The sequence below is a fragment of the Variovorax sp. GW822-FHT04E09 genome (assembly GCF_058800845.1).
In genome coordinates, this window is sequence record NZ_JBXAMR010000002.1 from 391,606 (window position 1) to 418,464 (window position 26,859).

Annotated in this window: 27 protein-coding genes and 1 pseudogene; 3 read left to right on the forward strand and 25 right to left on the reverse strand. The window is 66.7% G+C overall.

What is annotated here, in order from left to right:
* Positions 1 to 16 precede the first annotated feature (16 nt).
* The 4 genes from arsH to AC1RL8_RS09190 all read right to left on the reverse strand — a co-directional run bounded on the left by arsH (position 17) and on the right by AC1RL8_RS09190 (position 3,095).
* Positions 17 to 736, reverse strand: a complete 720-nt coding sequence (arsH, locus tag AC1RL8_RS09175) for an arsenical resistance protein ArsH (protein WP_492685105.1) — start codon at positions 734 to 736, stop codon at positions 17 to 19.
* Positions 720 to 1,151, reverse strand: coding sequence for an arsenate reductase (glutaredoxin) (gene arsC, locus AC1RL8_RS09180; protein ID WP_492685106.1), 432 nt, complete (start codon positions 1,149 to 1,151; stop codon positions 720 to 722). Before arsC ends, arsH begins: the two co-directional genes overlap by 17 nt.
* A gap of 36 nt (positions 1,152 to 1,187) precedes the next feature.
* The gene (locus AC1RL8_RS09185) at positions 1,188 to 2,474 is read right to left on the reverse strand and encodes an arsenic transporter (protein ID WP_492685107.1); all 1,287 of its coding nucleotides are present in this window, start codon (positions 2,472 to 2,474) and stop codon (positions 1,188 to 1,190) included.
* 303 nt (positions 2,475 to 2,777) lie between these two features.
* Positions 2,778 to 3,095 carry an ArsR/SmtB family transcription factor gene (locus AC1RL8_RS09190; RefSeq protein ID WP_492685108.1) on the reverse strand — a complete coding sequence of 106 codons (318 nt, stop codon included), beginning with the start codon at positions 3,093 to 3,095 and terminating at the stop codon, positions 2,778 to 2,780.
* 168 nt (positions 3,096 to 3,263) lie between these two features.
* Here AC1RL8_RS09190 and AC1RL8_RS09195 point away from each other — a divergent pair, with 168 nt between their 5' ends.
* Positions 3,264 to 3,992: an alpha/beta fold hydrolase gene (locus AC1RL8_RS09195; RefSeq protein ID WP_492685109.1), complete on the forward strand. Its 729-nt coding sequence runs from the start codon at positions 3,264 to 3,266 to the stop codon at positions 3,990 to 3,992.
* Between the two features lie 10 nt (positions 3,993 to 4,002).
* Here the strand turns inward: AC1RL8_RS09195 and AC1RL8_RS09200 are convergent, their stop codons facing one another.
* From AC1RL8_RS09200 to AC1RL8_RS09245, 10 genes are read right to left on the reverse strand one after another with little or no spacing between them, the layout of a single operon-like run.
* Positions 4,003 to 4,629, reverse strand: a complete 627-nt coding sequence (locus AC1RL8_RS09200; protein ID WP_492685110.1) for a 3'-5' exonuclease — start codon at positions 4,627 to 4,629, stop codon at positions 4,003 to 4,005.
* Entirely contained in the window at positions 4,626 to 5,012 is a 387-nt protein-coding gene (locus tag AC1RL8_RS09205; RefSeq protein WP_139706473.1) for a TfoX/Sxy family protein, read from the reverse strand. The genes AC1RL8_RS09200 and AC1RL8_RS09205 overlap by 4 nt, the downstream gene beginning before the upstream one ends.
* Positions 5,009 to 5,404 (reverse strand): VOC family protein, encoded by a 396-nt coding sequence (locus AC1RL8_RS09210; protein WP_492685111.1) that lies wholly within the window; start codon positions 5,402 to 5,404, stop codon positions 5,009 to 5,011. The genes AC1RL8_RS09205 and AC1RL8_RS09210 overlap by 4 nt, the downstream gene beginning before the upstream one ends.
* Positions 5,405 to 5,430: 26 nt before the next feature.
* A complete protein-coding gene (locus AC1RL8_RS09215; protein WP_492685112.1) occupies positions 5,431 to 5,934 on the reverse strand; it encodes a GNAT family N-acetyltransferase in 504 nt (167 codons plus the stop codon).
* Between the two features lie 37 nt (positions 5,935 to 5,971).
* Positions 5,972 to 6,850 (reverse strand): S-formylglutathione hydrolase, encoded by an 879-nt coding sequence (gene fghA, locus AC1RL8_RS09220; protein ID WP_492685113.1) that lies wholly within the window; start codon positions 6,848 to 6,850, stop codon positions 5,972 to 5,974.
* Positions 6,847 to 7,776 carry an alpha/beta fold hydrolase gene (locus AC1RL8_RS09225; RefSeq protein ID WP_492685114.1) on the reverse strand — a complete coding sequence of 310 codons (930 nt, stop codon included), beginning with the start codon at positions 7,774 to 7,776 and terminating at the stop codon, positions 6,847 to 6,849. Before AC1RL8_RS09225 ends, fghA begins: the two co-directional genes overlap by 4 nt.
* Before the next feature lie 19 nt (positions 7,777 to 7,795).
* Positions 7,796 to 8,902, reverse strand: a complete 1,107-nt coding sequence (locus AC1RL8_RS09230) for an S-(hydroxymethyl)glutathione dehydrogenase/class III alcohol dehydrogenase (protein WP_492685115.1) — start codon at positions 8,900 to 8,902, stop codon at positions 7,796 to 7,798.
* Positions 8,903 to 8,954: 52 nt separating this feature from the next.
* Positions 8,955 to 9,605, reverse strand: coding sequence for a glutathione S-transferase family protein (locus AC1RL8_RS09235; RefSeq protein WP_492685116.1), 651 nt, complete (start codon positions 9,603 to 9,605; stop codon positions 8,955 to 8,957).
* Entirely contained in the window at positions 9,602 to 10,447 is an 846-nt protein-coding gene (locus AC1RL8_RS09240; protein WP_492685117.1) for an aromatic ring-hydroxylating dioxygenase subunit alpha, read from the reverse strand. Before AC1RL8_RS09240 ends, AC1RL8_RS09235 begins: the two co-directional genes overlap by 4 nt.
* 19 nt (positions 10,448 to 10,466) lie before the next feature.
* Complete coding sequence (locus tag AC1RL8_RS09245) at positions 10,467 to 11,141, reverse strand: Rieske 2Fe-2S domain-containing protein (protein ID WP_492685118.1); 675 nt, start codon at positions 11,139 to 11,141, stop codon at positions 10,467 to 10,469.
* A gap of 171 nt (positions 11,142 to 11,312) precedes the next feature.
* On the opposite strand from AC1RL8_RS09245, the gene AC1RL8_RS09250 reads away from it, so the two are divergent.
* Both AC1RL8_RS09250 and aroQ read left to right on the forward strand, forming a co-directional pair.
* Positions 11,313 to 12,311: a LysR family transcriptional regulator gene (locus tag AC1RL8_RS09250; protein WP_492685119.1), complete on the forward strand. Its 999-nt coding sequence runs from the start codon at positions 11,313 to 11,315 to the stop codon at positions 12,309 to 12,311.
* A gap of 44 nt (positions 12,312 to 12,355) precedes the next feature.
* Entirely contained in the window at positions 12,356 to 12,796 is a 441-nt protein-coding gene (gene aroQ, locus AC1RL8_RS09255; protein WP_062470706.1) for a type II 3-dehydroquinate dehydratase, read from the forward strand.
* 166 nt (positions 12,797 to 12,962) lie between these two features.
* Here aroQ and AC1RL8_RS09260 read toward each other — a convergent pair whose 3' ends face one another.
* The 11 genes and pseudogenes from AC1RL8_RS09260 to AC1RL8_RS09310 all read right to left on the reverse strand — a co-directional run bounded on the left by AC1RL8_RS09260 (position 12,963) and on the right by AC1RL8_RS09310 (position 26,810).
* A complete protein-coding gene (locus tag AC1RL8_RS09260) occupies positions 12,963 to 14,537 on the reverse strand; it encodes a SpoVR family protein (RefSeq protein ID WP_223301264.1) in 1,575 nt (524 codons plus the stop codon).
* Positions 14,534 to 15,826, reverse strand: coding sequence for a YeaH/YhbH family protein (locus AC1RL8_RS09265; RefSeq protein ID WP_095744575.1), 1,293 nt, complete (start codon positions 15,824 to 15,826; stop codon positions 14,534 to 14,536). The genes AC1RL8_RS09260 and AC1RL8_RS09265 overlap by 4 nt, the downstream gene beginning before the upstream one ends.
* A gap of 81 nt (positions 15,827 to 15,907) precedes the next feature.
* Positions 15,908 to 17,830 carry a PrkA family serine protein kinase gene (locus AC1RL8_RS09270; RefSeq protein WP_062470701.1) on the reverse strand — a complete coding sequence of 641 codons (1,923 nt, stop codon included), beginning with the start codon at positions 17,828 to 17,830 and terminating at the stop codon, positions 15,908 to 15,910.
* Between the two features lie 653 nt (positions 17,831 to 18,483).
* Positions 18,484 to 19,620 (reverse strand): molecular chaperone DnaJ, encoded by a 1,137-nt coding sequence (dnaJ, locus tag AC1RL8_RS09275; protein ID WP_062470698.1) that lies wholly within the window; start codon positions 19,618 to 19,620, stop codon positions 18,484 to 18,486.
* A 103-nt stretch (positions 19,621 to 19,723) separates the two neighbouring features.
* Complete coding sequence (gene dnaK, locus AC1RL8_RS09280) at positions 19,724 to 21,664, reverse strand: molecular chaperone DnaK (protein ID WP_492685120.1); 1,941 nt, start codon at positions 21,662 to 21,664, stop codon at positions 19,724 to 19,726.
* A 114-nt stretch (positions 21,665 to 21,778) separates the two neighbouring features.
* The gene (gene grpE / locus AC1RL8_RS09285) at positions 21,779 to 22,351 is read right to left on the reverse strand and encodes a nucleotide exchange factor GrpE (RefSeq protein WP_082817966.1); all 573 of its coding nucleotides are present in this window, start codon (positions 22,349 to 22,351) and stop codon (positions 21,779 to 21,781) included.
* 223 nt (positions 22,352 to 22,574) lie between these two features.
* Positions 22,575 to 22,925: an FKBP-type peptidyl-prolyl cis-trans isomerase gene (locus AC1RL8_RS09290; protein ID WP_019655816.1), complete on the reverse strand. Its 351-nt coding sequence runs from the start codon at positions 22,923 to 22,925 to the stop codon at positions 22,575 to 22,577.
* A 213-nt stretch (positions 22,926 to 23,138) separates the two neighbouring features.
* Positions 23,139 to 23,441, reverse strand: a pseudogene (locus AC1RL8_RS09295) (winged helix-turn-helix transcriptional regulator); the annotation flags it as partial.
* A 189-nt stretch (positions 23,442 to 23,630) separates the two neighbouring features.
* The gene (gene asd / locus AC1RL8_RS09300; protein WP_070059678.1) at positions 23,631 to 24,476 is read right to left on the reverse strand and encodes an archaetidylserine decarboxylase; all 846 of its coding nucleotides are present in this window, start codon (positions 24,474 to 24,476) and stop codon (positions 23,631 to 23,633) included.
* A gap of 334 nt (positions 24,477 to 24,810) precedes the next feature.
* Positions 24,811 to 25,803: a Bug family tripartite tricarboxylate transporter substrate binding protein gene (locus AC1RL8_RS09305; protein WP_492685121.1), complete on the reverse strand. Its 993-nt coding sequence runs from the start codon at positions 25,801 to 25,803 to the stop codon at positions 24,811 to 24,813.
* 26 nt (positions 25,804 to 25,829) lie between these two features.
* Positions 25,830 to 26,810, reverse strand: a complete 981-nt coding sequence (locus AC1RL8_RS09310) for a tripartite tricarboxylate transporter substrate binding protein (RefSeq protein ID WP_139706642.1) — start codon at positions 26,808 to 26,810, stop codon at positions 25,830 to 25,832.
* Between the last annotated feature and the right edge of the window lie 49 nt (positions 26,811 to 26,859).

A 26,859-nucleotide genomic window follows, 5' to 3' on the forward strand; every position in this document is an offset into this window, starting at 1 on the left:
CTTGCCCGGCTTGTGTCTAGATGCTGCGGAGATTCACTCGCTTCGACAGCGCTTCGGCGCTCTCGCGCCGCTCGCTGTAGCGGTCGACCAGGTGGCCCGCGCAGTCGCGCGTGAGCAGCGTGAACTTCACCAGCTCTTCCATCACGTCGACCACGCGCTCGTAGTAGGGCGAGGGCTTCATGCGGCCCGCATCGTCGAACTCGAGGAAGGCCTTGGCCACCGACGACTGGTTGGGGATGGTGATCATGCGCATCCACCGGCCCAGCACGCGCAGCTGGTTCACCGCGTTGAACGACTGCGAGCCGCCCGACACTTCCATCACCGCGAGCGTCTTGCCCTGCGTGGGCCGCACCGAGCCGACGGCCAGCGGAATCCAGTCGATCTGCGCCTTCATGATCCCGGTCATCGCGCCGTGGCGTTCCGGCGAGGTCCACACCATGCCTTCGGCCCACTGCGCGAGATCGCGCAGCTCCTGCACCTTCGGATGGTCTTCGGGTTCGCCGTCGGGCAGCGGCAGGCCGCGCGGGTCGTAGATGCGGGGCTCGGCACCCATGGCGCGCAGCAGGCGCGCGGCCTCTTCGGTCAGCAGGCGGCTGTAGGAGCGCTCGCGCAGCGATCCGTACAGCAGCAGGATGCGCGGTGCGTGCGTGGCGCGTGCGGTGGGAAGCAGCTCCTGCAGGCGGGGAACACGGAACGCGTCGGCGTCGAGCTGCGGGAGATCAGGGCTTGGCGACACGCTGGCCTTTCGCGTCGATCACGGCTTCGCCGTCTTCCTTGGCGAACGCGCCTTGCTGTGGCTTGGACAGGATGTCGAGCACGGCCTCGGAAGGCCGGCACAGGCGCGTGCCCAGCGGCGTGACGACGATGGGGCGGTTGATGAGGATCGGGTGCTGCAGCATGAAGTCGATGAGCTGTTCGTCGCTCCACTTCGGATCGCCCAGGCCCAGTTCGTCGTACGGCGTGCCCTTCTGGCGCAGCACCTCGCGCACGGGCACGCCCATTGCCGCGATGAGCTGCGTGAGCGTGGCGCGGTCGGGCGGTGTCTTCAGGTACTCGATGACGGTGGGCTCGTCGCCCGTGTTGCGGATCAGCGCGAGCACGTTGCGCGAGGTGCCGCAGGCGGGGTTGTGATAGATGGTGATGTCGCTCATGGCAGGCTCGTTGAGAGAAGAAGAAAGAAAAATGGGTCAGCCCAGGCTGAGCCGCAGCGCCAGCGCGGCGAGCGTGGCGGCCAGCACGGGCAGGGTCAGCACGATGCCGATGCGGAAGTAGTGGCCCCAGGTGATGGTCATGCCCTTCTTCGAGAGCACGTGCAGCCACAGCAGCGTGGCGAGGCTGCCGATGGGCGTGATCTTCGGGCCGAGGTCGCAGCCGATCACGTTGGCATAGACCATGGCCTCCTTCACGAGGCCCGCCGCGCCCGAGGCCTCGATCGACAGCGCACCGACCAGCACGGTCGGCATGTTGTTCATGACCGAGGAGAGCACCGCCGCGAGAAAGCCGGTGCCCATGGCCGCGCCCCAGACGCCGCCTTGCGCGAACAGGTTCAGCAGCGTGGCGATCTGGCCGGTGAGTCCGGCGTTGCGCAGCCCGTAGACCACGAGGTACATGCCCAGCGAGAAGACGACGATCTGCCAGGGCGCGCCGCGCAGCACCTGGCGCGTGTGGATCACCGGGCCGCGCGCCGCCACCGCGAGCAGGATCACCGCGCCGAAGGCGGCCACGGCGCTCACCGGCACGCCCAGCGGCTCCAGGCCGAAGAAGCCCACGAGCAGCAGCGCGAGCACGACCCAGCCGGCGCGGAAGGTGTCGCGGTCGCGGATCGCGTCGGCGGGTTGCTTGAGGCGGGCCATGTCGTAGTGCGCGGGAATGTCGCGCCGGAAGCACCACAGCAGCACGCCCAGGCTCGCGAGCACGGCCGCGACGTTGACCGGCACCATCACCGAGGCGTAGGCGTTGAAACCGATGCCGAAGAAGTCGGCCGACACGATGTTCACGAGGTTCGACACGATGAGCGGCAGGCTGGCCGTGTCGGCAATGAAACCCGCCGCCATGACGAAGGCCAGGGTGGTCGCCGGCGTGAAGCCGAGCGCCACGAGCATCGCCATCACGATGGGCGTGAGGATCAGCGCCGCGCCGTCGTTGGCAAAGAGGGCCGAGACCGCGGCGCCCAGCAGCACGATGAAGGCGAACAGCCGCCGGCCGTTGCCGCGTCCCCAGCGGGCCACGTGCAGCGCGGCCCACTCGAAGAAGCCGGCCTCGTCGAGCAGCAGGCTGATGAGGATGACGGCGATGAAGGTCGCGGTGGCGTTCCAGACGATGGCCCAGACGACGGGGATGTCGGTGAGCTGCACCACGCCGAAGAGCAGGGCGATGACGGCGCCCAGGGAGGCGCTCCAGCCGATGCCGAGGCCGCGGGGTTGCCAGATGACGAGCAGCAATGTGCCGGCGAAGATGAGGAGGGCGGGGATCATGTTCTTCTGTTCAGGGCGTGTGCACAGGCCACCGGGTACTTCCCTCCGCGAATGTCCCCCGGCCTGCGGCCTCCTCCTTGATTTCGCTGCGGGAAGCACCCGGTGTCCTGCGCACGCCGAGCGCGGTCGTGGTGCTGGCCGATCAACGGCTGCACCGCGCAACGCTCACGTCGATGGGGCGCCTTGCGCAGCGAAATCAAGGGGGAGGCCGCAGGCCGGAGGACATTCGCGGAGCAAGGTGCCCCGTCGGCGGGAGCACGCCAGAGCGCACGCACGCTGCGTGCAACAGCACAAGCTTTCATATCAGCAGTCGCAGGTGCTCGCGGGAAGGCAGGCTTCCCCCTGGCAGCAGTTCTCGGTGAGGTAGCCGAGCAGGCCGTTCATCCGCTCGAACGACGCGCGGTAGATGAGGTTGCGCCCCTGGCGCTCCTGCGAGACCAAGCTCGCGTTCACCAGCTCCTTCAAATGAAAGGACAGCCCCGTCGCCGACACCTCTAGTGCTTCAGTCAGCGCACCCGGCGTCAGCCCGTCGGGCCCCGCCACCACCAAGGCACGGAACACCCGCAGGCGCACGGGTTGGGCGAGTGCGCCCAAGGCGCGGACCACATCGTTTTCTTCCATGATTCAAGTATCTTTGAATTATTGAATCGAGGCAACCCGCGGCACAAAAAGACCGGTGGCGCGAATCGGCCATCGCCCTGGCAGGTAACGGCCATCCACGACGTACCGCTTTTTCTACAGTCGCCCTCGGTTCATTCCCCAACGACGCATCCAACGAAGGAGACACCCATGTCCGACACCTATGTTCTGGTTCACGGCGCCTGGCACACCGGCGCCGAAATGGAGGCCGTGGCCGACGGCCTGCGCGCGGCCGGCCACACCGTGCATTGCCCCACCGTGGCAGGCAACAACCCCGGCGACGACCGCGCGGGCACCGGCCTGGCCGACGCCATCACCTCGGTGGTCCGCTTCATCGAGGGCAAGGACCTCACGCAGGTGCGGCTCGTGGGCCACAGCTACGGCGGCATGGTGATCTCGGGCGTGGCCGACCGCATCGCGGCGCGGCTGCGGCGGCTGGTCTACATCAACGCCTTCGTGCCGCTCGACGGCGAGGCGCTCAACGACATGGTGCCGCCGCATTACGTGACCATGTTCGACGCAGTGGCTGCGGCCAACAAGAACGCCGTGATGCTGCCCTTCGAGATCTGGCGCGAGGCCTTCATCAACGACGCCGACCTGGCGCTGGCGCAGGCCGCCTACGACAAGCTCAACCCGCACCCGTACCGCACCTTCACCGACAAGATCCAGCTGAAGCAGCCGCTGGCGGCGCTGGGGCTGGGCAAGTCGTACGTCAACTGCCAGCAGGACACGGCGCTGCCGCACAGCCTGCCGTGGCATCCGCGGCTGTCGGAGCGGCTGGGGTTGTTCAGGCTCGTGGAGTGCCCCGGCAGCCACGAGATGTTCTTCTCGAACCCGCAGCGGCTGGCGCAGGCGATCCTCGAAGCGGGGCGCGACTGAGGGCGGAGGTTCAGCCGTTCGGAAAGAGCGCGTCGAACACGCGCAGCGACGCATAGGCATCGTTGGCCGCGTAGCGGATCTGCGATTCGCTGAGCTGCTTGTGCGCCCAGTTCGAGGTGGTCGCCTTGCGCGACTTGGCGAAGCGGCGGTTGAACATCAGCGCCACCGCCGTCTTCACGCCGACCGAGCGGCGGTAGCCGCGTCGGCGGAACTCGTCGTCGATGTCGAACACGGCCTGCGGCGCAATGGCCAGCCGCAGGCGGATCAGCGACAGGTCGCTCGAAAGGCCGAAGCCGACCTTGCGCAGTTCGGTGGACGCGAGCAGGCCCGCGACCACGGGGTTGCATTCGTCGCGGTGCAGCTGGAACAGCCAGGCCGTGTCGCGCGTGGCGAACTGCACCACGTGCGGGCCGGTCGACACTTCGTTCTTTGCAAAGGTGGGGCGCGACTCGGTGTCGAAGCCTGCCACGCCGGCGTCGAGCAATTCGTCGGCGGCGCGCTCGGCTTCGGCGAGCGAGGTGACGACCACGATGTCTTTCAGGTCGAGGCTGTCGAAGGGATCGAGCAGTGCGATCTGTTCGCGCTCGGGAAGCGGAGGGAGTCGGTGGCTGTGGGTGTTGTTGTTCTGTTCGTTCACCGGGTCTTCGCTTTCGCGGCCTTGGGGGTTGTCTTGGGTTTGGGTTTCTTCGGCTTCGGCGGCTGGCCCGAGCGCAGCGCGGCTTCGTAGGCCAGGCGGCCCCAGCGCGCGGCTTCCTCGCGGTCTTCGAACAGGTCGGCCGGCGCGAGGCGGTACGACATCGGCATCTCCTTGCCCTCGCGCACGTAGGTGAAGGGCGGCAGGTTCAGCGCGTCGAAATGCGCGGCGCTGCCGGCATCGGACTTGAGGTACAGCGTGTCCTTGGCGACGAGCGCGATCATGCGGCCCTCGTGCCACACGCCGTGGCCGCCGAACATGCGGCGGGTCTCGATGCGGCCGAGGCGTTCGAAGGTCTCGTGCAGGCTCTGGACAAAAACGCTCATGACGTGATCTCGATGCGGTTGCCGTCCGGGTCGAGCACCACGCTCTCGTAGTAGCCGTCGCCGGTGCGGCGCGGGCCGTCGAGCAGCGGGTAGCCGTCGGCCTTCAGCCGCTGCGTGAGCGCATCGACCTCGGCGTCGGAGCCGACCGAGATCGCCAAGTGCGTCCAGCCCATGCGCTGCGCGCCGGCCTCGGCGACCACGGGCGAGAGGGTGCTCGTGGTCATGGCCTCGATGCGCGCGCCGTCGCCCAGGCTCAGGAAGCACGAGGCGAAGCCCTTGGCTGGGTTGGCGTAGCCGGCGCCGGCGGTGGCGCCGAAGTAGTCGACGTAGAAGCGCTTGCAGCGTTCGAGGTCGGTGGTCCAGAGGGCGATGTGGTCGATGCGGATGCGCATGGGGCAGGAAGGAGGTGCGGAGGGTGTCAGCCCGTGCGCCAGGGCGCGCGGCTGGGCGACCAATGGTAGGCGATGCGTTCGCGCCCGCTGCCCGGGTGGCGGTCGACCAGGCCGCGCACGAGGCCGTAGCGTTCGTAGAAGCGCTGCGCCTCGGTGTTGGTGACGGCCACGTGCAGCCGCCAGCCGTGCGGCATGCGCACGCAGGCCTCGTCGAGCAGCGCCTTGCCCAGGCCCTGGCTGCGCAGGTGCGGTTCGACGAAGAGCTGGGCCACGTACTCGCGCGCCGTGAGCAGCACCATGAAGGCCAGCACCTGGCCGTCGCGCTCGGCCAGCACCACGTCGGCGGGCGGGATGAATTCGGTCTGCACGCGCCGCAGCCAGTGGCCGATGGGCTCGACGTGGACGGCGCTGCGGTTGGCCGACACCCAGGCGCGGCGCCAGATGCCCGCGAGCACCATGTTCTCTTCGGCGCCGCCATCGCGCGAGCGCAGCTGGAAGGCAGGAATCTGGGCGGCAGACATGCGGACCATGATAGCCACGCCGGGTGCGAACCGCACCCCCTTGTAGTCAGGCGTTCAGCGTCTGCGCGTGGTGCGCGATGTGGTCGGCCATGAAGCTCTGGATGAAGTAGTAGCCGTGGTCGTAGCCCGCATGGCGGCGCAGCGTGAGCGGCTGGCCGGCGGCGAAGCAGGCGGCCTCGAAGACGTCGGGGTGCAGCTGCTCGGCGAGGAATTTGTCGGCCAGGCCTTGGTCGATGAGGATGCCTTGCGGATAGGGCGCCACGGTCTGCGATTGCATCAGCGCGCTGGCGTCGTGCGCGAGCCACTGCGCGCGGTCGTCGCCCGGTTCGCCCAGGTAGCCGGCGAAGGCTTTCTGGCCCCACGGGCACTGGGTGGGCGCACAGATCGGCGCGAAGGCCGAGAGCGACTTGAAGCGCCCCGGATGCCGCAGCGCCAGCGTGAGCGCGCCGTGGCCGCCCATCGAGTGGCCGAAGATGCCGATGCGCTCGCCGTCGACCGGAAAGTGACGGGCCACCAGCGGCAGCAGCTCGTGCACGATCCAGCTTTCCATGCGCCAGTGCGTGGCCCAGGGCTCGGCGGTGGCGTCGAGGTAGAAGCCGGCGCCGATGCCGAAGTCCCAGCTGTCTTTTGCGCCCGGCAGGCTTTCGGGTTCGGCGCCGCGCGGGCTGGTGTCGGGCGCGATGAGCGCAACGCCCAGGCTCGCGGCCATGCGCTGCGCGCCGGCCTTCACCGCGAAGGTCTCTTCGTTGCAAGTCAGGCCGGCAAGGTAGAGCAGGGCGGGCACGCGCGTGTGTGCGGCCTGCGGCGGCAGGTAGACCGAGAAGCGCATCGGCAGGCCGATCTCGTGCGAGCGGTGCTCGACGAAACGCTGCACGCCGCCGAAGGCGTGGTGTTCGGAAAGGAGGGTGGGGGCGGTGTCGGTCATGAAGAAGAGGTCGTCTGGCTGCGCAGTGCGGGCACGAGTTCGAGCACGGCGTCGGCGAAGGTGCGCGGCGCTTCCTGCGGCAGGTTGTGGCCCGCGCCGGGCACGAGGCGGTGCGAGCGCGGCCCGCTGAAGCGGTGCGCGTGGGCCGAGGCATCGGCGGGCGGTCGCACGCCGTCGTCGATGCCGTCGAAGGTGATGGCGGGCACGGTGATCGTCGGCTGCGCGGCAAGGCGGCGTTCGATGTCGGCACAGGCCGGGTCGCCGGGCACGAGGCCGAAGCGGTGACGGTACGAATGGATCACCACGTCGACGAAGTCGGGGTGGTCGAAGGCGGCGGCGCTGCGTTCGAAGGTGGCGTCGTCGAAGCGCCAGGTCGGCGACCACAGCTGCCACAGCAATTTGGTGAGGGCCTTGCGGTCCTTCGCAAGGCCGGCGCGACCGCGTTCGCTGTGGAAGTAGTACTGGTACCAGAGGCTGTGCTCGTTGGCGGGCGTGTCGGGTTCCATCGCCTGGGCGATGTTCTGGATGTTGTAGCTGTTGAGCGAGACCAGCCCCGCGCAGCGTTCGGGCCACAGCGCCGCCACCACGCAGGCGGCGCGGCCGCCCCAGTCGTAGCCGGCGAGCACGGCGCGCTCGATCTTCAGCGCGTCGAGCAGCGCGAGCAGGTCGGCGCCGAAGGCCGCCTGTTCGCCCGAGCGCGGCGTGGCGTCACTCAGGAAGCGCGTGGCGCCGTAGCCGCGCATGTACGGCACGATCACGCGGCAGCCTTGGGCGGCCAGCATCGGCGCGACTTCGGCGTAAGTGTGAATGTCGTACGGAAAGCCGTGCATCAGCAGCACGGGCGGGCCGTCGGCCGGGCCGGCTTCGTAATAGGCGATCTCGAGGACGCCCGCTTCGATGGTGCGCAATGGTTCCATGCGGTTCATGGCGGGCGCCTCCTCGGGCTCAGTACAGGACCACGCCGCGGATCGATTCGCCGCGCTTCATGAGGTCGAAGCCCTTGTTGATGTCTTCCAGCGGCATGGTGTGCGTGATCAGGTCGTCGATGTTGATCTTGCCTTCCATATACCAGTCGACGATCTTCGGCACGTCGGTGCGCCCGCGCGCGCCGCCGAAGGCCGAGCCTTCCCACTTGCGGCCGGTGACCAGCTGGAACGGGCGCGTGCTGATCTCGGCGCCGGCCTCGGCCACGCCGATGATGATGCTGCGGCCCCAGCCCTTGTGCGTGCATTCGAGCGCCTGGCGCATCACCTGCGTGTTGCCGATGCACTCGAAGCTGTAGTCGGCGCCGCCGTCGGTCAGCTGCACGATGGCGTCGACCACGTTCTCGGTGGTCTTGGGGTTGATGAAGTGGGTCATGCCGAACTGGCGCGCCATGGCTTCGCGCTCGGGGTTCAGGTCGACGCCGATGATCTTGTCGGCGCCCACCATCTTGGCGCCCTGGATCACGTTCAGGCCGATGCCGCCCAGGCCGAACACTACGACGTTCGCGCCGGCTTCGACCTTGGCCGTGAAGATCACCGCGCCGATGCCGGTGGTGACGCCGCAGCCGATGTAGCAGACCTTGTCGAAGGGCGCGTCTTCGCGGATTTTGGCCAGCGAGATCTCGGGTGCCACCGTGTAGTTGCTGAAGGTGCTGGTGCCCATGTAATGGAAGATGGGCTTGCCGTCGAGGCTGAAGCGGCTGGTGGCGTCGGGCATCAGGCCCTTGCCCTGCGTGCCGCGGATCAGCTGGCACAGGTTGGTCTTGCGGCTCAGGCAGAACTTGCACTGGCGGCATTCGGGCGTGTACAGCGGAATGACGTGGTCACCCTTTTTCAGGGTGGTGACGCCGGGGCCGACGTCGACCACGATGCCCGCGCCTTCATGGCCCAGGATGGCGGGGAAGATGCCTTCGGGGTCGGCGCCCGAGAGCGTGTAGTAGTCGGTGTGGCAGATGCCGGTGGCCTTGATCTCGACCAGCACTTCACCGAACTTCGGGTCCTGGAGGTCCACGGTTTCGATGGTCAGGGGTTGGCCTGCTTGCCAGGCGACGGCGGCTTTGGTTTTCATGGGATTCGGTTCTTCAGAGAGCGGAGGGGGACAAGGATACTCAGGCGAGCCTTCAGGCGGGGCCAGCCGGGAAGATACCCGACATGCCCACAAAGCCCGGCAGGTGACGAAAGTCCCAGACCCAGCGGCGCAGCGCGGGAAACTCGTCGAGCGAGATGCCGCCTTCACCCGCCAGCGCCACGTACGGGAAGCAGGCGAGGTCGGCAATGGTCGGCTCGGGCGCCGCCACGAGCCAGCGCAGGCCGGTGGCGGCGTGCTGCTCGGCCAGGTGGTCGTCGAGCACGCGGAAGGCCGCGCGCGCACCGCGCCGGCAGGCCTCGATGTCCAGGTGGGTGTAGCCCAGCGCGTCGTGCAGCCGGGCGGCCGAGGCGGTGCGCGTGATCTCGTCGGCCATGGCGAGCCACATCGCGACCTGGCCGCGCAGCTTCGGGTCGGCGGGGTACCAGCGCTGCCGTGGGTCGTCGTAGCGGCTCGCGAGGTAGACCAGGATGGCCTGCGCGTCGCGCAGCACGAAGCCTTCGTCGTCGATCACCGGGAGCTGGCCGAGCGGGTTGACCTGCTCGAGGAATCTGGCGGACTTGTGTTCGCGGCCCGGATGGAAATCGACCGGCACGCTCGCGTGGTCCACGCCGAGCCACAGCAGCATCTGCCGCACCTTGAAGCAGTTGCCAGAGAGCGGGTAGTCGTAGAGCTGGACGGTCATGCGGCGGCCCTCGCGGTGCCGAAGCGCATGCCGCGCTCGCGCAGCCAGCGGCGGTAGGTGACGGAGGTGGTGTCGCCGCGCGTGGGCGTCTCGGCGCGGCCTTCGAGCGGCATGCGCTTGAAGGCGTGGTTCTCCAGGATTGGCTTGTCCTGCCCGAAGATCGTGTGCTGGAAGGCGATGAGCTCGGCGTCGCTCGACACGTCGTCGAAGTAGGCCAGCAGCGTGTGGGCGATGACGTGCTCGTCGTCCACCGGTTGCAGGAAGAGGCCGATGGCGTCGAGCTTGTCGGGCCGGTGGCTCGACTTGTAGAGCATGGCCGAGAAGGGCTGCATCACGCGGTACTTGTAGAACACCTCGCTGCCCGTGTCGTGGGCGGCGGAGGCGCGGGGTTGCCAGAAGCGGCAGTCGGTGGCCCAGATCTCGTCGGTGGCGGCATCGACCTCGACGTTGTACTTGGCCACTTCGGTGTGCGGCACCTTGCCGAGGTAGTCGGGGTGCACGAAGGGAAAGTGCGCCATGTCCAGGAAGTTCTCGATCACGCGCAGGCCCGACACGGCCACGCCGAGCCCGCCGCAATCGACGATGCGGCGGCCGGGTTCGTCGTATTCGGGGAAGGCGAACAGCGGGCGCGCCGGGCGGCCGCTGGGGCAGACCCAGAGGCAGCCGTAGCGCGATTGCACGGTCAGTTCGTCGGTGCCGAGAAGGGCGTGCGGCACGCCGTCGGCATCGGTGTGCAGGTGCAGGGTTTCGCCAAGCAGCCGCGCCGTGCGTGGCAAGCCGCCGGCGGGGCCGACGACGAGCCAGTCGTCGAGCATGTTGGGATCGTCGGTGACGAAGGGCATGTTGCTTCTTTCTTCTTGTTCAGTGCGATGCAGCGGCTTCGATGTCGCTGCGCAACTGGCGCGCCGCGCGATGCACCCGGGCCATCGCGTCGGAGCCGGGGGCTGCGTCGGTCCACAGGTGCAGGAAGCTCAGCTGCGGTTGGGCGTCGAGCAGCAGCGCGGCGACGGGCGATTCGCCCAGCGTGCCTTGCCATGCGTCGGGCGTTCCTGTCGACGCGAAGCCATGCGGCGCCAGCGCAGCGCGCACCTCGGAGGCGGCCACGCGCAGGGTCAGCGTGCGGGCGAGGTGCCAGCCGGCGGGCACGGCGTCGGCCAGCTCGGGCGGCGCATCTGCGCCGTCGGCCGCGAGGCGCACCCACAGCATGCCCGCCGCATCCGCCGTGGCGAACACCTTCGCGCAGACATTGCGCGGCGCCGGCATGGCCGGGTGCGCCGGGATGCGCACGCAGGCGCCGCTGCCGGCCTCGTACTGCCAGCCGTGGTAGGCGCAGGCCAGGCGGTCGCCGCCGGTCACCTGGCCGAGCGTGAAGCGCACGCTGCGGTGCGGACAGCGGTTCTCCCAGGCCTGCGGCGAGCCATCGGCTGCGCGCCACAGCGCGAGCTCCTGGCCTTGCGCAAAGCCGGCGACGATGTTGGCGCCGGCGCGCACCTCGGCGGAGGGCGTGACGGGATGCCAGGTGGCTGAGGGATTCATGGGTCTTGATCGTGGGGGCGGCGGGAAAGGGCGCCACAAATCGGCATAGCATCGGCCATGCCCTTGTTGGCGGTGCCGCCTACCGTAGCGTGTCCGCCGCACCGATGAAAGCCCCATGCCAAGACGCTCCTTTTCATTCCTGCAACGACGACTTCCACAGCGGGGGCATTCATGAGCGCAGGGCGCATCGACCTCGCGCTGGTCGAGGCCTTCGTGCTCGTGATGAAGAGTGGCAGCCTGACCAAGGCCGAGAGCCTGTCGGGCGTGTCGAAGGCCACGCTGAGCCGGCAGCTCACCCGGCTGGAGGAACTGCTGGGCGCCCAGCTGCTGCTGCGCAGCTCGCGCCGCATCGCGCCCACGGAGGCCGGGCGTGCGTTCTTCGCACGCTGCGAGGGGCTGCTCGGCGAGGTGAGCGGCCGGCTGGAAACGGCGCGCACCGAGGTGCAGGAGCTCACGGGCGGGGTGTCGGGGCGGCTCACGCTGCTGTCCGACACGCAGTTCAGCACCTCCTTCGTCTGCCATGTGGTGCGGATCTTTCTCGAATCGCACCCGAACGTGCGCTGCCAGCTCGACGTGGCGAACGGCGCGCAGGCCCCGCAGATCGGCGAGGTCGACTGCTATGTGGGCTCGGCGCCGCCCGACCTGCCGGACCTGGTCGCCAAGCTGCTGGGCCGGCTGGCCTACGGCCTGTACGCCAGCCCGCAGTACCTGGCGCGGCACGGCACGCCGCAGACGCCCGAAGCGCTGGCGCAGCACCGGATGATCGCGATGCGCGAGCCGTCGGGGCCGCCGTCGCCGCTGCGGCTGGTGTCGCAGCAGGCCTCGGGGCGCCACGTGGTGCGCACGGAGCCGGCCTTCGAGACCAACGACCACTGGGTGATGAAGACTTTCTGCATCGACGGCCTGGGCATTGCGCCGCTGCCGGTGTTCTTTGCCGGCCCCGAGGTGGCGCAGGGCGTGCTGGTGCCGGTGCTGCCGCAGTGGCCGCCGGAGGCGCGGCGGCTGTACTGCGCCTACCAGCGGCAGCGCTACATGGGGCAGAAACTACGGGCCTTCGTCGACCTGATGGCGCGCTGCGTGGCGGACATCGGGTCGTACAACCACTACGTGGGGTCGACGGCGGCGGTGTCGTCTTCGGCGCGTCGGGCGCGGTCTGCAGCGCGACCATAATCGGCCTTCTTCCTGCATCCGTCTGCTTCCTTCACCGATCCATCATGAAGAAAATCCTCGTTCTCAACGGCCCCAACCTCAACCTGCTCGGCACGCGCGAGCCCGAACAGTACGGCCGCGACACGCTCGCCGACGTGGAGCGCCTGTGCAAGGAGACGGGCGCGAAACTCGGCGTCGAGATCGAGTGCCGCCAGTCGAACCACGAAGGCGTGCTGATCGACTGGGTCCAGGAGGCGGGCCGCGAAGTGGCGGCCGGCAACATGCTGGGCGTGGTGATGAACCCGGGGGCCTACACCCACACGTCGATCGCGCTGCACGACGCCATCAAGGGGGCGAGCGTGCCGCTGATCGAGCTGCACATCTCGAACGTGCATGCGCGGGAAGAGTTTCGCCACCACTCGTACATCTCGCCTGCGGCGCGCGGGATCATCGTGGGGCTGGGGGTGAAGGGGTACACGCTGGCCATCGCCGCGCTGGTTCCCTGAGGTTGCCTTTCGGGGGCGTGCGCAGGGCACCGGGTACTTCCCTCCGCGAATGTCCCCCGCCTTCGGCTCCTCCTTGATTTCGCTGCGGGAAGCACCCAGTGCCCTGCGCACGGGGGCACGCTTCGGGTGGACGGCTGATCAACAGCCGCTCTGAGCAGCAGGTTTCTCAGTAGGTTTGCTTCGGCGCCGCGGCCTTCCAGCTGCGGCTGACCCGGCCTGCGCTGTCGACGCTTTCCAGGTGCACGTCGAAGCCCCAGAGCCTTGCGACGTGCTTCAGCACTTCTTCGGCGTTGTCGTTCAGCGGCAGGTTGTTGCGCTGCGTGTGGCGCAGCGTGAGCGAGCGGTCGCCGCGCGTGGCCACGCTCCAGACCTGGATGTCGGGCTCGCGGTTGCCGATGTCGTACTGGCGTGACAGCGATTCGCGCAGCGCCTGGTAGCCGCTGTCGTCGTGGATGGCCGACACCTCGAGCTCCGATTCGCTCTGGTAGTCGCGGATCGAGAACAGGCGGAAATCGCGCATCGTCTTCGGGCTCAGGAACTGGCCGACGAAGCTCTCGTCCTTGAAGTTGCGCATCGCGTAGTCGAGCGTCTTGACCCAGTCGGTGCCCGCGAAGTCGGGGAACCAGCGGCGGTCTTCGTCGGTCGGCTTTTCGCAGACGCGGCGCAGGTCGGTGAACATCTTGAAGCCCAGCGCATACGGGTTGATGCCGCTGTAGGCGCGGTGGCCCACGGGCGGCTGGAACACCACGCTGGTGTGCGAACTGAGCCATTCCATCATGAAGCCGTCGTCCAGCTGGCCGCGGTCGTACATGGTGTTGAGCAGCGTGTAGTGCCAGAAGGTGGCCCAGCCTTCGTTCATGACCTGGGTCTGGCGCTGCGGGTAGAAGTACTGCGCGATCTTGCGCACGATGCGCACCACCTCGCGCTGCCACGGCTCGAGCAGGGCGGCGTTCTTCTCGATGAAATAGAGCAGGTTCTCCTGCGGCTCGGGCGGAAAGCGGCGCGCGGCTTCCGACTCGGCGGCTTGTTCGCTCTTGCGCGGCAGCGTGCGCCACAGGTCGTTCACCTGCTGCTGCATGTGGCGCTCGCGGTCGGTGCGCTGCGCGCTCTCTTGCGCCAGCGAACGCTTCTGCGGGCGGCGGTAGCGGTCGACGCCGTAGTTCATGAGCGCATGGCAGGAGTCGAGCAGGTCTTCCACCGCATCGAGGCCGTGGCGTTCCTCGCACTCGGCGATGTAGTGCCGCGCGTAGACGAGGTAGTCGATGATCGACGACGCGTCGGTCCACATGCGGAACAGGTAGTTGCCCTTGAAGAAGCTGTTGTGGCCGTAGGCCGCGTGCGCGATCACCAGGGCCTGCATGGCCATGGTGTTTTCTTCCATGAGGTAGGCAATGCACGGATCGGAGTTGATGACGATCTCGTAGGCCAGCCCCATGTGACCGCGCTTGTAGTTCTTCTCGGTGGAGATGAACTGCTTGCCGTACGACCAGTGCCTGTAGATCATGGGCATGCCCACGCTGGCGTAGGCGTCCATCATCTGTTCGGCCGTGATCACCTCGAGCTGGTTCGGGTAGGTGTCCAGGCCGAAGCTCCTCGCGGTCTTGGCGATTTCGGTGTGGTACGTCTCGATGAGCTCGAAGGTCCAGTCGGACGGGCTGGGCAGGCGCTCGAGGCGGGAGGTGGGCAGGTCGGTGCTGCGCGGCAGGACAGGGGCCCCGGGAGGGCGTTCGGTGGTGATCATGTGGGCACCCCTTCCTTCTTGAACAGGTCGCGGAACACCGGGTAGATGTCCTGCGCGTCCGATACCTTGCGCATGGCGAAGTTGGGCGCCACGCCTTCGAGCTGCTGGTACTCCTGCCACAGGTTCTGCTCGGTCTCGGCCACCTGCACGTAGGCGTAGTAGCGCACCACGGGCAGGATGTTGTCGACCAGCAGTTCGCGGCAGCGGCCGCTGTCCTGGTGCCAGTTGTCGCCGTCGCTGGCCTGGGCGCCGTACACGTTCCATTCGCCGCTGGCGTAGCGGGCCTTGATGATCTCGTCCATGAGCACCAGTGCGCTCGACACCACGGTGCCGCCGGTTTCTGTGGCGTGGAAGAACTCTTCTTCGGTCACTTCCTGCGCCTGCGTGTGGTGGCGCAGGAACACGAGGTCGATGCGCTCGTAGTGCCGCGTGAGAAACAGGTACAGCAGCATGAAGAAGCGCTTGGCCATGTCCTTGCGCGCCTCGTCCATCGAGCCCGACACGTCCATGAGGCAGAACATCACGGCCTTGGCGCTGGGCACGGGCGTCTTCACGCGGTTGCGGTAGCGCAGGTCGATCGGGTCGATGTAGGGCACGTGCCGCATGGTGCGGCGCAGCTCGGCGATGAGGTCCTCGGTCTCGCGGATTTCCTTCTGGATCAGTGCAGTCTCGACCTGTGGATGCGCTTTCAGGACCAGGAGGTGCGCCTCCAGGCGCTTGAGCTCCTTGCGCGGTTCGCCGCCCAATGCAATGCGCCGCGCCAGCGCGCCGCGCATGGAGCGCACCACGTGCAGGTTGTTGGGCGAGCCGTCGCTGGTGAAGCCGGCGCGGTGGCTCTTCCACTCGGGCACTTCGGCGATCTGGGTGCGCACGAGGTGGGGCAGCGCAAGGTCGTCGAAGAAGACGCGCATGAACTCCTCGCGCGTGAGGCGGAAGACGAAGTCGTCCTCGCCTTCGCCGCTGTCGCTGGCCTCGCCGCTGCCCGAACCACCGCCGCCCTGGCCCTCGGGGCGCGCGATGCGGTCGCCCTTGAGGTATTCCTGGTTGCCGGGGTGCACGTACTCGCGGTCGCCGCCGCGCGCATGGCCGAACACCGGCTCGGAGACATCGTGGCGCGGCAGGGTCACGTCTTCGCCTTGCTCCAGTTCGCGGATGTTGCGCCCACTGACCGCGCGCCGCACCGCCTCCTGGATCTGCCCCTTGTAGCGCCGAAGGAAGCGCTCGCGGTTGCCGATGGACTTGTTCTTGCCCGAGAGCCGACGATCGATGATCTGCTGCAGGATGGCCACGATGTTTTCAAAGCTCCTTGCAAAACGGTGGGTGGTGCGCTGGTTAGGTCCTGCGCACGCGCCCGTTGTTCCCGCTGTCCGCTATGAACTCTTGCGCACCCGCAGGTACCACTCGCACAGAAGCCGGACCTGCTTGGCGGTGTAGCCCTTCTCGACCATGCGGGTCACGAAGTCTTCGTGCTTCTTCTGCTCGTCGGCGCTGCTCTTGGTGTTGAAGCTGATCACCGGCAGCAGCTCTTCGGTGTTGGAGAACATCTTCTTCTCGATCACTGCGCGCAGCTTCTCGTAGCTGGTCCACGCCGGGTTGCGCCCTGCGTTGCCGGCCCGTGCGCGGAGCACGAAGTTGACGATCTCGTTGCGGAAGTCCTTCGGGTTGCCGATGCCGGCGGGTCGCTCGATCTTCTCGAGCTCGCCGTTGAGCGAGGCCCGGTCGAACACTTCACCGGTGTCCACGTCGCGGAACTCCTGATCTTGAATCCAGTAGTCGGCGTAGGTCACGTAGCGATCGAAGATGTTCTGGCCGTACTCGCTGTAGCTTTCCAGGTAGGCGGTCTGGATTTCCTTACCGATGAACTCGGCATAGCGCGGTGCCAGCAGCTCCTTGATGTAGCTGATGTACTTCTGCTCGGTTTCCGGCGGAAACTGCTCGCGCTCGATCTGCTGCTCGAGCACATACATCAGGTGCACCGGGTTGGCGGCCACCTCGGTGCTGTCGAAGTTGAAGACCTTGGAGATGATCTTGAAGGCGAAGCGCGTGGAGACGCCGCTCATGCCTTCGTCGACGCCCGCGTAGTCGCGGTACTCCTGGATCGACTTGGCCTTGGGGTCGGTGTCCTTCAGGTTCTCGCCGTCGTACACCTGCATCTTGCTGAAGGTGCTGGAGTTCTCGGGCTCCTTCAGGCGCGTGAGCACCGACAGCTGCGCCATCATGCGCAAGGTGCCGGGCGCGCACGGCGCCTTGGCCAGCGAGGAGTTGCGCACCAGCTTCTCGTAGATCTTGATCTCTTCGGAGGCGCGCAGGCAGTACGGCACCTTCACGATGTAGATCCGGTCGAGGAAAGCCTCGTTGTTCTTGTTGTTGCGGAACGCCTTCCACTCGCTCTCGTTGCTGTGGGCCAGCACGATGCCGTCGAAGGGAATGGCGCCGAAGCCTTCGGTGCCCTTGAAGTTGCTTTCCTGCGTGGCCGTGAGCAGCGGGTGCAGCACCTTGATGGGCGCCTTGAACATTTCCACGAACTCGAGCAGGCCCTGGTTCGCCAGGCACAGACCGCCGGAGTAGGCGTACGCGTCGGGGTCGTCCTGGGCGTAGGTCTCGAGCTTGCGGATGTCGACCTTGCCGACCAGTGAAGAGATGTCCTGGTTGTTCTCGTCGCCGGGCTCGGTCTTGGCGACCGCGATCTGGCGCAGCACCGAGGGGTAGCGCTTGACCACCTTGAACTGGCGGATGTCGCCGCCGTACTCCTCGAGCCGCTTCACGGCCCAGGGCGACAGGATGCGGTTCAGGTAGCGCACGGGGATGCCGTACTCTTTTTCGAGGATCTCGCCGTCTTCGAGGGTGTCGAAGAGCCCGAGGGGCGATTCGTTCACCGGGGAGCCGTGGATCGCATAGAAGGGCACGTGCTCCATGAGCTGCTTCAGGCGCTCCGCGATCGAGCTCTTGCCGCCGCCGACGGGCCCCAGCAGGTAAAGGATTTGCTTCTTTTCTTCCAGTCCCTGCGCGGCGTGGCGGAAATAGGACACCACCTGCTCGATGGCATCTTCCATGCCATAGAACTCCTTGAACGCCGGATAGATCTTGATGACCTTGTTCGCGAAGATCCGCGAAAGACGGGGGTCATTGCGGGTATCTACCAGTTCCGGCTCGCCAATGGCCTGGAGCATTCGTTCGGAGGCCGTTGCATATGCCGTCGGATCGCGTTTGCAGATATCCAGATATTCCTGCAGCGAGAGAACTTCCTCGCGGGTGCGTTCGTAGCGGGCTGCAAAGTTGCTGATCACGTCCATGGTCGCGCCTCCTTCAGGTCGGCGGGGCTTTTGACCCCGATGCCTACAGCCAGAGACTGCGTCGCTCCTCTTGGAAGAGGGGCCCCGCCCATGGCCGTATGCCGTGGAAAACTCCCTTACACACTATCTACACAATCGGTTCAATCAGCATAAAGCAAAGAATGAACCGGGCAAATGTTTTATTTATTCTGAACCCCTCTGCCGAGTAAAGTTCCTCGGAAAACAAGGAACTTCTATTCGTGTTTCTGTTAAATTGAAAAGCTCGCGCTCGCGTAATTGTCCCCGGATGAAATGACTATGCCGAATGGCTATCGTCCTCATTGAAATTCTGTGGCGAACACCTTTCCTAATTGAACCCGGGTTCAATAAAGCCGATGCCTTTCAGCAATAACGCGCGACCTGTCGTTTGGTTTATTGCATATCCAAAAAAACATTAAAGCAATCCCCGCGCCACTCCTGTGGCGAGTGGCTGGCGCATGGCAACGTGGGAAGACAACGCGGGCGCCGGTCGGCGGCGTTCCGCAACGGTGCGGGGAGCACCGTTCGCGTGCCTGGCGCGCCGCCACAGGGCGGCAGCGGCCGAAAGAGGGCACGCTGCGGGCCGACAGGGCGTCGGCCCGGCGCTGACGAAGGCCGTCAGCGCGTCAGCATCATCAGCTGAAGAATTCCTTGGCCTTGTCGAACCAGCCCTTGTCGGTCGGGCTGTGCTTCTCGCCACCCTTCTTGAGCGATTCGTCGAGCTCCTTGAGCAGCTTGCGCTGGTGCTCGGTGAGCTTCACGGGCGTTTCCACGCGCACGTGGCAGTACAGGTCGCCCGGGTAGCTCGAACGCACACCCTTGATGCCCTTGCCGCGCAGGCGGAACTGCTTGCCGCTCTGGGTGCCGTCGGGAATGTCGATGGCGGCCGCGCCCTTGAGCGTGGGCACGTTGATCTCGCCGCCGAGCGCCGCCGTAGTGACGCTCACGGGCACCACGCAGTGCAGGTCGTCGCCGTCGCGTTCGAACAGGTCGTGCTTCTTGAGGCGGATCTCGATGTACAGGTCGCCGGGCGGCCCGCCGTTGGTGCCGGGCTCGCCGTTGCCGGTGCTGCGGATGCGCATGCCGTCGTCGATGCCGGCCGGAATCTTCACCTCAAGGGTCTTGTTGTTCTTGATCTTGCCCTGGCCGTGGCACACGGTGCAGGGCTCGGGAACGATCTTGCCGCTGCCGTGGCAGGTCGGGCAGGTCTGCTGCACGCTGAAGAAGCCCTGGCGCATCTGCACCGCGCCCGCGCCGTGGCAGGTGGTGCAGGTGATGGGCTTGGTGCCGGGCTTGGCGCCAGAGCCGTGGCAGGTGCCGCAGTCGTCCCAGCTCGGGATGCGGATCTGCGCGTCCTTGCCGTCGGCGGCTTCCTCGAGCGTGACTTCCATCGCGTAGCTCAGGTCGCTGCCGCGGAACACCTGGCGCCCGCCGCTGGTGCGGCCGCGGCCGCCGCCGAACACGTCGCCGAAGATGTCGCCGAAGGCCTCCGCGAAACCGCCGAAGCCTTCCGCGCCGGGGCCGCCGCGCATGTTGGGGTCGACGCCGGCATGGCCGTACTGGTCGTAGGCCGCGCGCTTCTGGCCGTCCGACAGCATTTCGTACGCTTCCTTCACCTCCTTGAACTTGGCCTCGGCGTCCTTGCTGGTGTCGCCGTGGTTGCGGTCGGGGTGGTGCTTCATCGCAAGCTTGCGATAAGCCTTCTTGATTTCTTCCTCGCTCGCGTTCTTGGGAACGCCGAGGGTTTCGTAGTAGTCGCGTTTGGTGGCCATGGCAGCAGATTCGGTCGGGCGGCGGGAACTCGTCGGGGAACTGGAAGCGAGAAAGGCTGGAGCACCTGTTCAGGTGTTCCAGCCTTGCATGAAGGGCAGGGGATCAGCCCTTCTTCACTTCCTTGACTTCGGCGTCGACCACGTTGTCGTCAGCCTGGGCATGCGCCGCAGCTTCCGCGCCTGCCGGGCCGCTGGCTGCCGAGGCGCTGGCCGCTGCAGCCTGCGATTCGGCATACATCTTCTCGCCGAGCTTCTGGCTCGCGGTCATCAGCGTGTTGGTCTTTTCCTCGATCGCGGCCTTGTCTTCACCCTTGAGGGCTTCTTCCAGGTCCTTGATCGCGGCTTCGATCGCGTCCTTCTCGGCAGCTTCGAGGCTGGCGCCATGCTCGCCGAGCGACTTCTTCACGCTGTGCACCATGGCTTCGCCCTGGTTGCGCGCCTGCACGATTTCGAGCTTCTTCTTGTCTTCGTCGGCGTTGAGCTCGGCGTCCTTGACCATCTTCTGGATCTCGTCTTCGCTCAAGCCCGAGTTCGCCTTGATGGTGATCTTGTTTTCCTTGCCGGTGCCCTTGTCCTTGGCGCCCACGTGCAGGATGCCGTTGGCGTCGATGTCGAAACTCACCTCGATCTGCGGCGTGCCGCGCGATGCCGGCGGAATGCCTTCCAGGTTGAACTCGCCCAGCAGCTTGTTGCCCGAGGCGATCTCGCGCTCGCCCTGGAACACCTTGATGGTCACGGCCGGCTGGTTGTCTTCGGCGGTCGAGAAGGTCTGTGCGAACTTCGTCGGGATCGTGGTGTTCTTCGTGATCATCTTGGTCATCACGCCACCCATGGTCTCGATGCCCAGCGACAGCGGGGTCACGTCCAGCAGCAGCACGTCCTTGCGGTCGCCCGAGAGCACCTGGCCCTGGATGGCGGCGCCGACAGCCACGGCTTCGTCGGGGTTCACGTCCTTGCGCGGTTCCTTGCCGAAGAAGGCCTTCACCTTTTCCTGCACCTTGGGCATGCGGGTCATGCCGCCGACCAGGATCACGTCGTTGATGTCGTTCACGCTGATGCCGGCGTCCTTGATGGCCAGGCGGCAGGGCGCGATGGTGCGCTCGACCAGCTCGTCGACCAGGCTTTCCAGCTTGGCGCGGGTGAGCTTGATGTTCAGGTGCTTCGGACCGGTGGCATCGGCCGTGATGTACGGCAGGTTGATGTCGGTCTGCGCGCTGTTCGACAGCTCGATCTTGGCCTTTTCAGCGGCTTCCTTCAGGCGCTGCAGGGCCAGCACGTCCTTGCTCAGGTCGACGCCTTGTTCCTTTTTGAACTCGCCGATGATGTAGTCGATGATGCGCTGGTCGAAGTCTTCGCCGCCCAGGAAGGTGTCGCCGTTGGTCGACAGCACTTCGAACTGCTTCTCGCCGTCGACGTCCGCGATCTCGATGATCGACACGTCGAAGGTACCGCCGCCCAGGTCATACACGGCGATCTTGCGGTCGGCCTTGTCCTGCTTGTCCAGGCCGAAGGCCAGGGCTGCAGCGGTGGGTTCGTTGATGATGCGCTTGACGTCCAGGCCCGCGATGCGGCCGGCGTCCTTGGTGGCTTGGCGCTGTGCGTCGTTGAAGTAGGCCGGCACCGTGATCACGGCTTCGGTCACGGCTTCGCCGAGGTAGTCTTCGGCGGTCTTCTTCATCTTGCGCAGGATGTCGGCGCTGACCTGCTGCGGGGCCATCTTCTTGCCGCGCACTTCCACCCATGCGTCGCCGTTGTCGGCCTTGGCGATGGTGTAGGGCATCAGGTCGATGTCCTTCTGGACTTCCTTTTCCTCGAACTTGCGGCCGATCAGGCGCTTGATCGCGTACAGCGTGTTCTTGGGGTTGGTGACGGCCTGGCGCTTGGCCGAGGCACCGACCAAGACTTCACCGTCTTCCTGGTACGCGACGATCGACGGCGTGGTGCGCGCACCTTCCGAGTTCTCGATCACACGCGTGGTGTTGCCTTCCATGATCGACACGCACGAGTTGGTGGTGCCGAGGTCGATGCCGATGATCTTTGCCATGTTCTTACTCCTGAAATTCGGAAAAATATGTTGTTATGAACTTGTGGATAACCCGGTGCGATTCAAGGGACGACGCGGGGATTTCCTGTGGGAATCTTGTGGGGCAGTGCCGATTTACTTCGGGGCGGCCACGGTGACCAGCGCCGGGCGCAGCACGCGCTCGTTGATCGTGTAGCCCTTTTGCAGCAGGCCGACCACGGTGTTGGCGTCCTGGTCGGCGGGCACCATCGAGATGGCCTGGTGCAGGTGCGGGTCGAACTTGTCGCCGGCAGCGGGGGCCACTTCGATCACCTTGTTGCGTTCGAGCGCGCTCTTGAGTTGGCGCAGCGTGGCTTCGGCGCCTTCGCGGATCTGCTCGGGCGTGGCGTCCTTGACGGCCAGGCCGGCTTCGAGGCTGTCGGTCACCGGCAGCAGGCTCTCGGCAAAGGCTTCGACCGCGAACTTGCGGGCCTTGGTGATCTCGTCGTCGGCGCGGCGGCGGGCGTTCTGCACGTCGGCCTGGGCGCGCAAATACTGGTCGGCCAGTTCGGCATTCTTGGTCTGAAGGGCAGCCAGTTCGCCTTGCGCCACGGCCAGGGCGTCGAGCGCCTCGGCTTCGTTGGCGGCTTGCGCGGCCTCCAGTTCTTCGGGACTGGGCTCGCCTTGCAGCATTTGAGAATTCTGTGCGGATTGTTGCGGGTCAGACATTTTTCAAAGAACCGGCGTGCGCCGGAAAACAAACACAGCCAGCCACTTGGGGCTGCTCTAGGGCTTTTCAAGCGTAAAAATGCGGCCAAAGCGGCCGCAAGAGGGGTGCGAAGTGGCTTTCGCGAGAGACACCGCGGAACCGGCTTCGCCGGGCCGCAGGTGTCGCCCCCGCTAGGGGGGTGGCGAAGCGGACACGAAGTGCCGCGCAGCCTGGGGGCGAGCCTCAGTGTGCGTCGAGGAGCTCGACGTCGAACTTCAGGGTGGCGTTCGGGGGAATCACGCCGCCGGCGCCGCGGGCACCGTAGCCCAGCGAGGCGGGGATGATCAGCGTGCGCTTGCCGCCGATCTTCATGCCGGCGACGCCTTCGTCCCAGCCCTTGATGACCTGGCCGGCGCCCAGCGAGAACGCGAAGGGGTCGTTGCGGTCGCGGCTGGAGTCGAACTTGGCGCCTTGCACGCCGTCGTTGTAGAGCCAGCCCGTGTAGTGCACGTGCACGTGGTGGCCGGCCTTGGCTTCGGCGCCGGTGCCGACTTCGGTGTCTTCGTATTGCAGGCCGGAGGGGGTGGTGGGCATGGGAAACGCTCCTTGCGTCGATGAAATGGGAGAGGAATCGGAGGCGCGGAGTTTACCGAGGCCCGCGAGGACCCCGCTTCAGCCCTGGCTGTCGGAGCCGGGCGGCGTGGTTGCGGGAGGTGCTGCGTCGGGGGCAGAAGGCGTCGGCGCCGCAGGCGCCACGGGCGCGGAGGCATCGGCCGATGCGGGCTGCGCGGCGGCCGGCCCCGCGGCCTTCTTGCTCTGCCCGAGTTGCCACTTGGCGGCGAAGGCCTGCAGGTCGGACAGGCGCTTGAGCAGGTCCTGCCCGCTCAGCGTGAGGCAGTAGCCGTCGCTGCCGTGGCTCACGACGCCGGCTTCGCGCAATTCCTTGATGCGGGTGTTGAGGGTGTTGGGAGTGATGCCGCCGACGCTGTCCTGCAGCAACCGGAAGGTCTGGGCGTGGCCGTCGCGCAGGGCCCACAGCACACGCAGCGCATAGCGGGCTTCGAGCAGGGCGAGCAACTGGCTGATGGCTGCGTTTTCCTTGGTACTCATCGACATCATCTCCTCGAAGCTGGGCGGACCGTCGGCCGGGGGCGGGCCGGGGCGGCGCACTCTTGTTTGTGATTGGTCGTCATGGACCGTCTGGCTGGCCGACGACTATAGCGCGAAGGATCAGGATGCTACTGGTTTTATAGCTGTACAGGCATGCAGCATGCGGGTTTCGAGACAAAGCTTCACAAATCAGGCGTAGTTGGCCATGGCTTCGCCCAGGCGGATCGCGCGGGTGGGCGACCAGTCCGGGTTGAAGGCCAGCGCGGGCGCCGGGAACAGCATGACGACGGTGGAGCCCAGCAAGAACCGGCCCATCTCGTCGCCTTTCTTGATGTCGATCTGCTGGTCGTTGTAGTGCCACTCGCGCAGCTCGCCCACGCGCGGCGGGTTGACCACGCCGTGCCACACGGTGGCCATGCTGCCGACGATGGTGGCGCCCACGAGCACGAGCACGAAGGGGCCGTTGGCTGATTCGAAGACGCACACCACGCGTTCGTTGCGCGCGAACAGGCCGGGCACGCCGCGCGCGGTGGTCGGGTTGACCGAGAACAGGTCGCCGGGCACGTGGATCATGCGCACCAGCCGCCCGTCGCAGGGCATGTGGATGCGGTGGTAGTCCTTGGGGCTCAGGTACAGCGTGGCAAAGCTGCCGTGCGCGAACTTGGCGGCCAGCGCCGCGTCGCCGCCGACCAGCGCGGTGGTCGTGTAGTTGTGGCCCTTGGCCTGGAAGATCTGGTCGCCCTCGATGGCACCGAACTGGCTGATGGCGCCGTCCACGGGGCAGACGAGGTCGGCCTGTGCGAGCGGGCGCATGCCGGGCTTGAGGGCGCGCGTGAAGAACTGGTTGAAGCTCTTGTAGTGATGGATGTCGGACTCGAGCGCCTCGCCCATGTCGACGTTGTACTTGGCAACGAAGCGGCGAATGATCCAGGTGGTGACCGCGCCTCGTTCCTTGCCTGCGACCCAGCCGGCGAAATTGGTCAGGGCCTGCTTGGGGAACAGGTATTGGGGCAGAACTGCGGAGCGATCGGACACGTTGTGGAAGGCCTGGAATGCGGAATCGGACGGGCATTCTATAAAGCGCTTCTCCTTGGGGACGTAGGAAGCTTCCCTTGGTTGCTTGCTTGTTCTTTACCTGTGTGGATGCGCGCCCGGCGGGCGGTGCGGCGCGGGCGGCCCCACTGTGCCGGCCGCTTCGCGGCTGCCCTGCGGTGCTCGCGTTTCGCGGGGTCTCGCAGAACTCGCTTCGCTCAAACAGCTGCGAGCCCTGATCCGCGAAACGCTGCGCGCCTCGGCGGCACAGAGGGGCCGCCCGCACCACACCGCCCACCGGGCGCTTGTGGGGGTGTGGATGTTGTCGGATTCGGGGTCAGTCCGCTTTGATGCCTGCAGCCTTGATCACCAGCGCCCACTTCTCCACTTCCGTCTTCTGGAAGGCGGCGATCTGCGCGGTCGTGAGGTCGGCGGGCTCCATCCCGAAGCCCTTGAGCTTGTCCTGCATCTCGGGCGTTGCAAGGATCTTGCGGATCTCGGTGTGCAGGCGATCGACGACGGGGGGCGGCGTGCCCGCGGGCACGAAGATCGCCTGCCACGACACCACCTCGAAGTCCTGCAGGCCGGGCACGCCCGACTCGGCCACCGTGGGCACATCGGGCATCGAGGCCAGTCGCTTGGCCGAGGTGACCGCGATGGCGCGCAGCTTGCCGCTCTGGATGTGCGGGCCGGCCACCACGGTGGTGTCGAACATCATGTCGACCTGCCCGCCGATCACGTCCTGGATCGCGGGGCCGCTGCCCTTGTACGGGATGTGCGTGAACTTCACGCCCGACTTGTAGCCCAGCAGTTCCAGCGCCAGGTGCTGCGAGGTGCCCGTGCCCGCCGAGGCCGACGAGAGGCCGCCGGCCTTGGCCTTGCTCGCGGCGATCACGTCCTTCAGCGTCTTGTAGGGGCTGGCCTGGTTCACCACCAGCACGACCGGGTTGGTGCCGATGAGCGTCACGGGCGCGAACGACTTCTGCGGGTCGTAGCCCAGCTTGGGGTACAGGCTCACGTTGATCGCGTGCGAGCTGATCGTGCCGCCCACCAGCGTGAAACCGTCGGGCGCGGCGCGCGCGCCGATCTCGGAGCCCACGCTGCCGCCGGCGCCGCCCTTGTTGTCGATGATCACGCTCGTGCCCAACACGGTGCCGAGCTTCTGACCGATGAGGCGGCCCAGCACGTCGGTGGTGCCGCCCGCGGGGAAGGGCACGAGGTAGGTGATGGCCTTGCCCGTGGGCCAGGCGGTGCCGCCCTGCGCGAAGGCGGGCAGGGCCGCGGCCAGCGAGGTGGCGAGGGCGGACTGGATGAGTGTGCGGCGTTGCATGGTCGTGCTTCCTTGTCGTGTCGCGCTCACGGCTTGATGTTGAGCTTGGTGATCAGCGCCTTGAAGTAGGCGTTGTCCTTGGCCAGCGTTTCCTTGAACACCGCACCGTCGGTGTAGACGTAGCCCAGGTTCTGCTTGTCCATCACCTCGTGCATCAGCGGCTCGGCGGCGGTCTTGGCGGTGATCTCGCGCAGCTTGGCCATCACTTCGGGTGGCGTGTTCTTCGGTGCGCCGAGGCCGCGCCAGGTGCCGATCGACAGGTCGATGCCGCGCTCCTTGGCGGTCGGGATCTTCTCGAAGCCCTTCACGCGCTTGTCGGCCATCACCATCAGCACCTTGAGCTTGCCGCCCTGCACATGCGTCGTGACTTCGGCGGGGCTCACGGCCACGGCCTCGATGTGGCCGCCCAGCAGCGCCAGCACGGCGGGCGCGGCGCCCTGGAACGGGATGTGTCCGAACTTGGTACCGGTCTTGTCTTCGAGCGCGGCGGCGGCCAGGTGCCAGATCGAGCCGTTGCCCGAGTTGCCCACGCGGATGCTCTCGGGCGACTTCTTTGCGGCGGCGAGGAATTCTTCGATCGTGTTCCACGGCGCATCGGCCTTCACGGTGATCGCGGCCGGGTCGGCGTTGAGCTGCGCAATGGGCTGGAAGTCGTCGTAGTTGAACTTGGCCAGGCCCAGGTGCGGCAGCGTGAGCAGCTCCACCGTGAGCACGGCGAGCTTGTAGCCGTCGGGCTTGGCGTTGATCACCTCGGTCCAGCCGATGGCGCCGCCCGCGCCGGGGCGGTTGACGATCACGATGCTCTGCGAGATGTGCTTGCGGCTGGCTTCGGAAAACGCGCGCGCCAGCCCGTCGGTGCCGCCGCCGGGCTGGTAGGGCACGAGCAGCTCGATGGTGCGGTTCGGGAAGTCGTTGGCTTGTGCCGCGGCGGGCGCGGCCAGGCCGAGCGAGAGGGCGGCGGTGGCCGAAAGGGCGGCAAGGCCGCGGACGAACTGGCTTCTTTGCATGGTGTCTCTGTCTCCGTTGTTGATCTGTTGTGTGGTGTGGCGCAGGCGC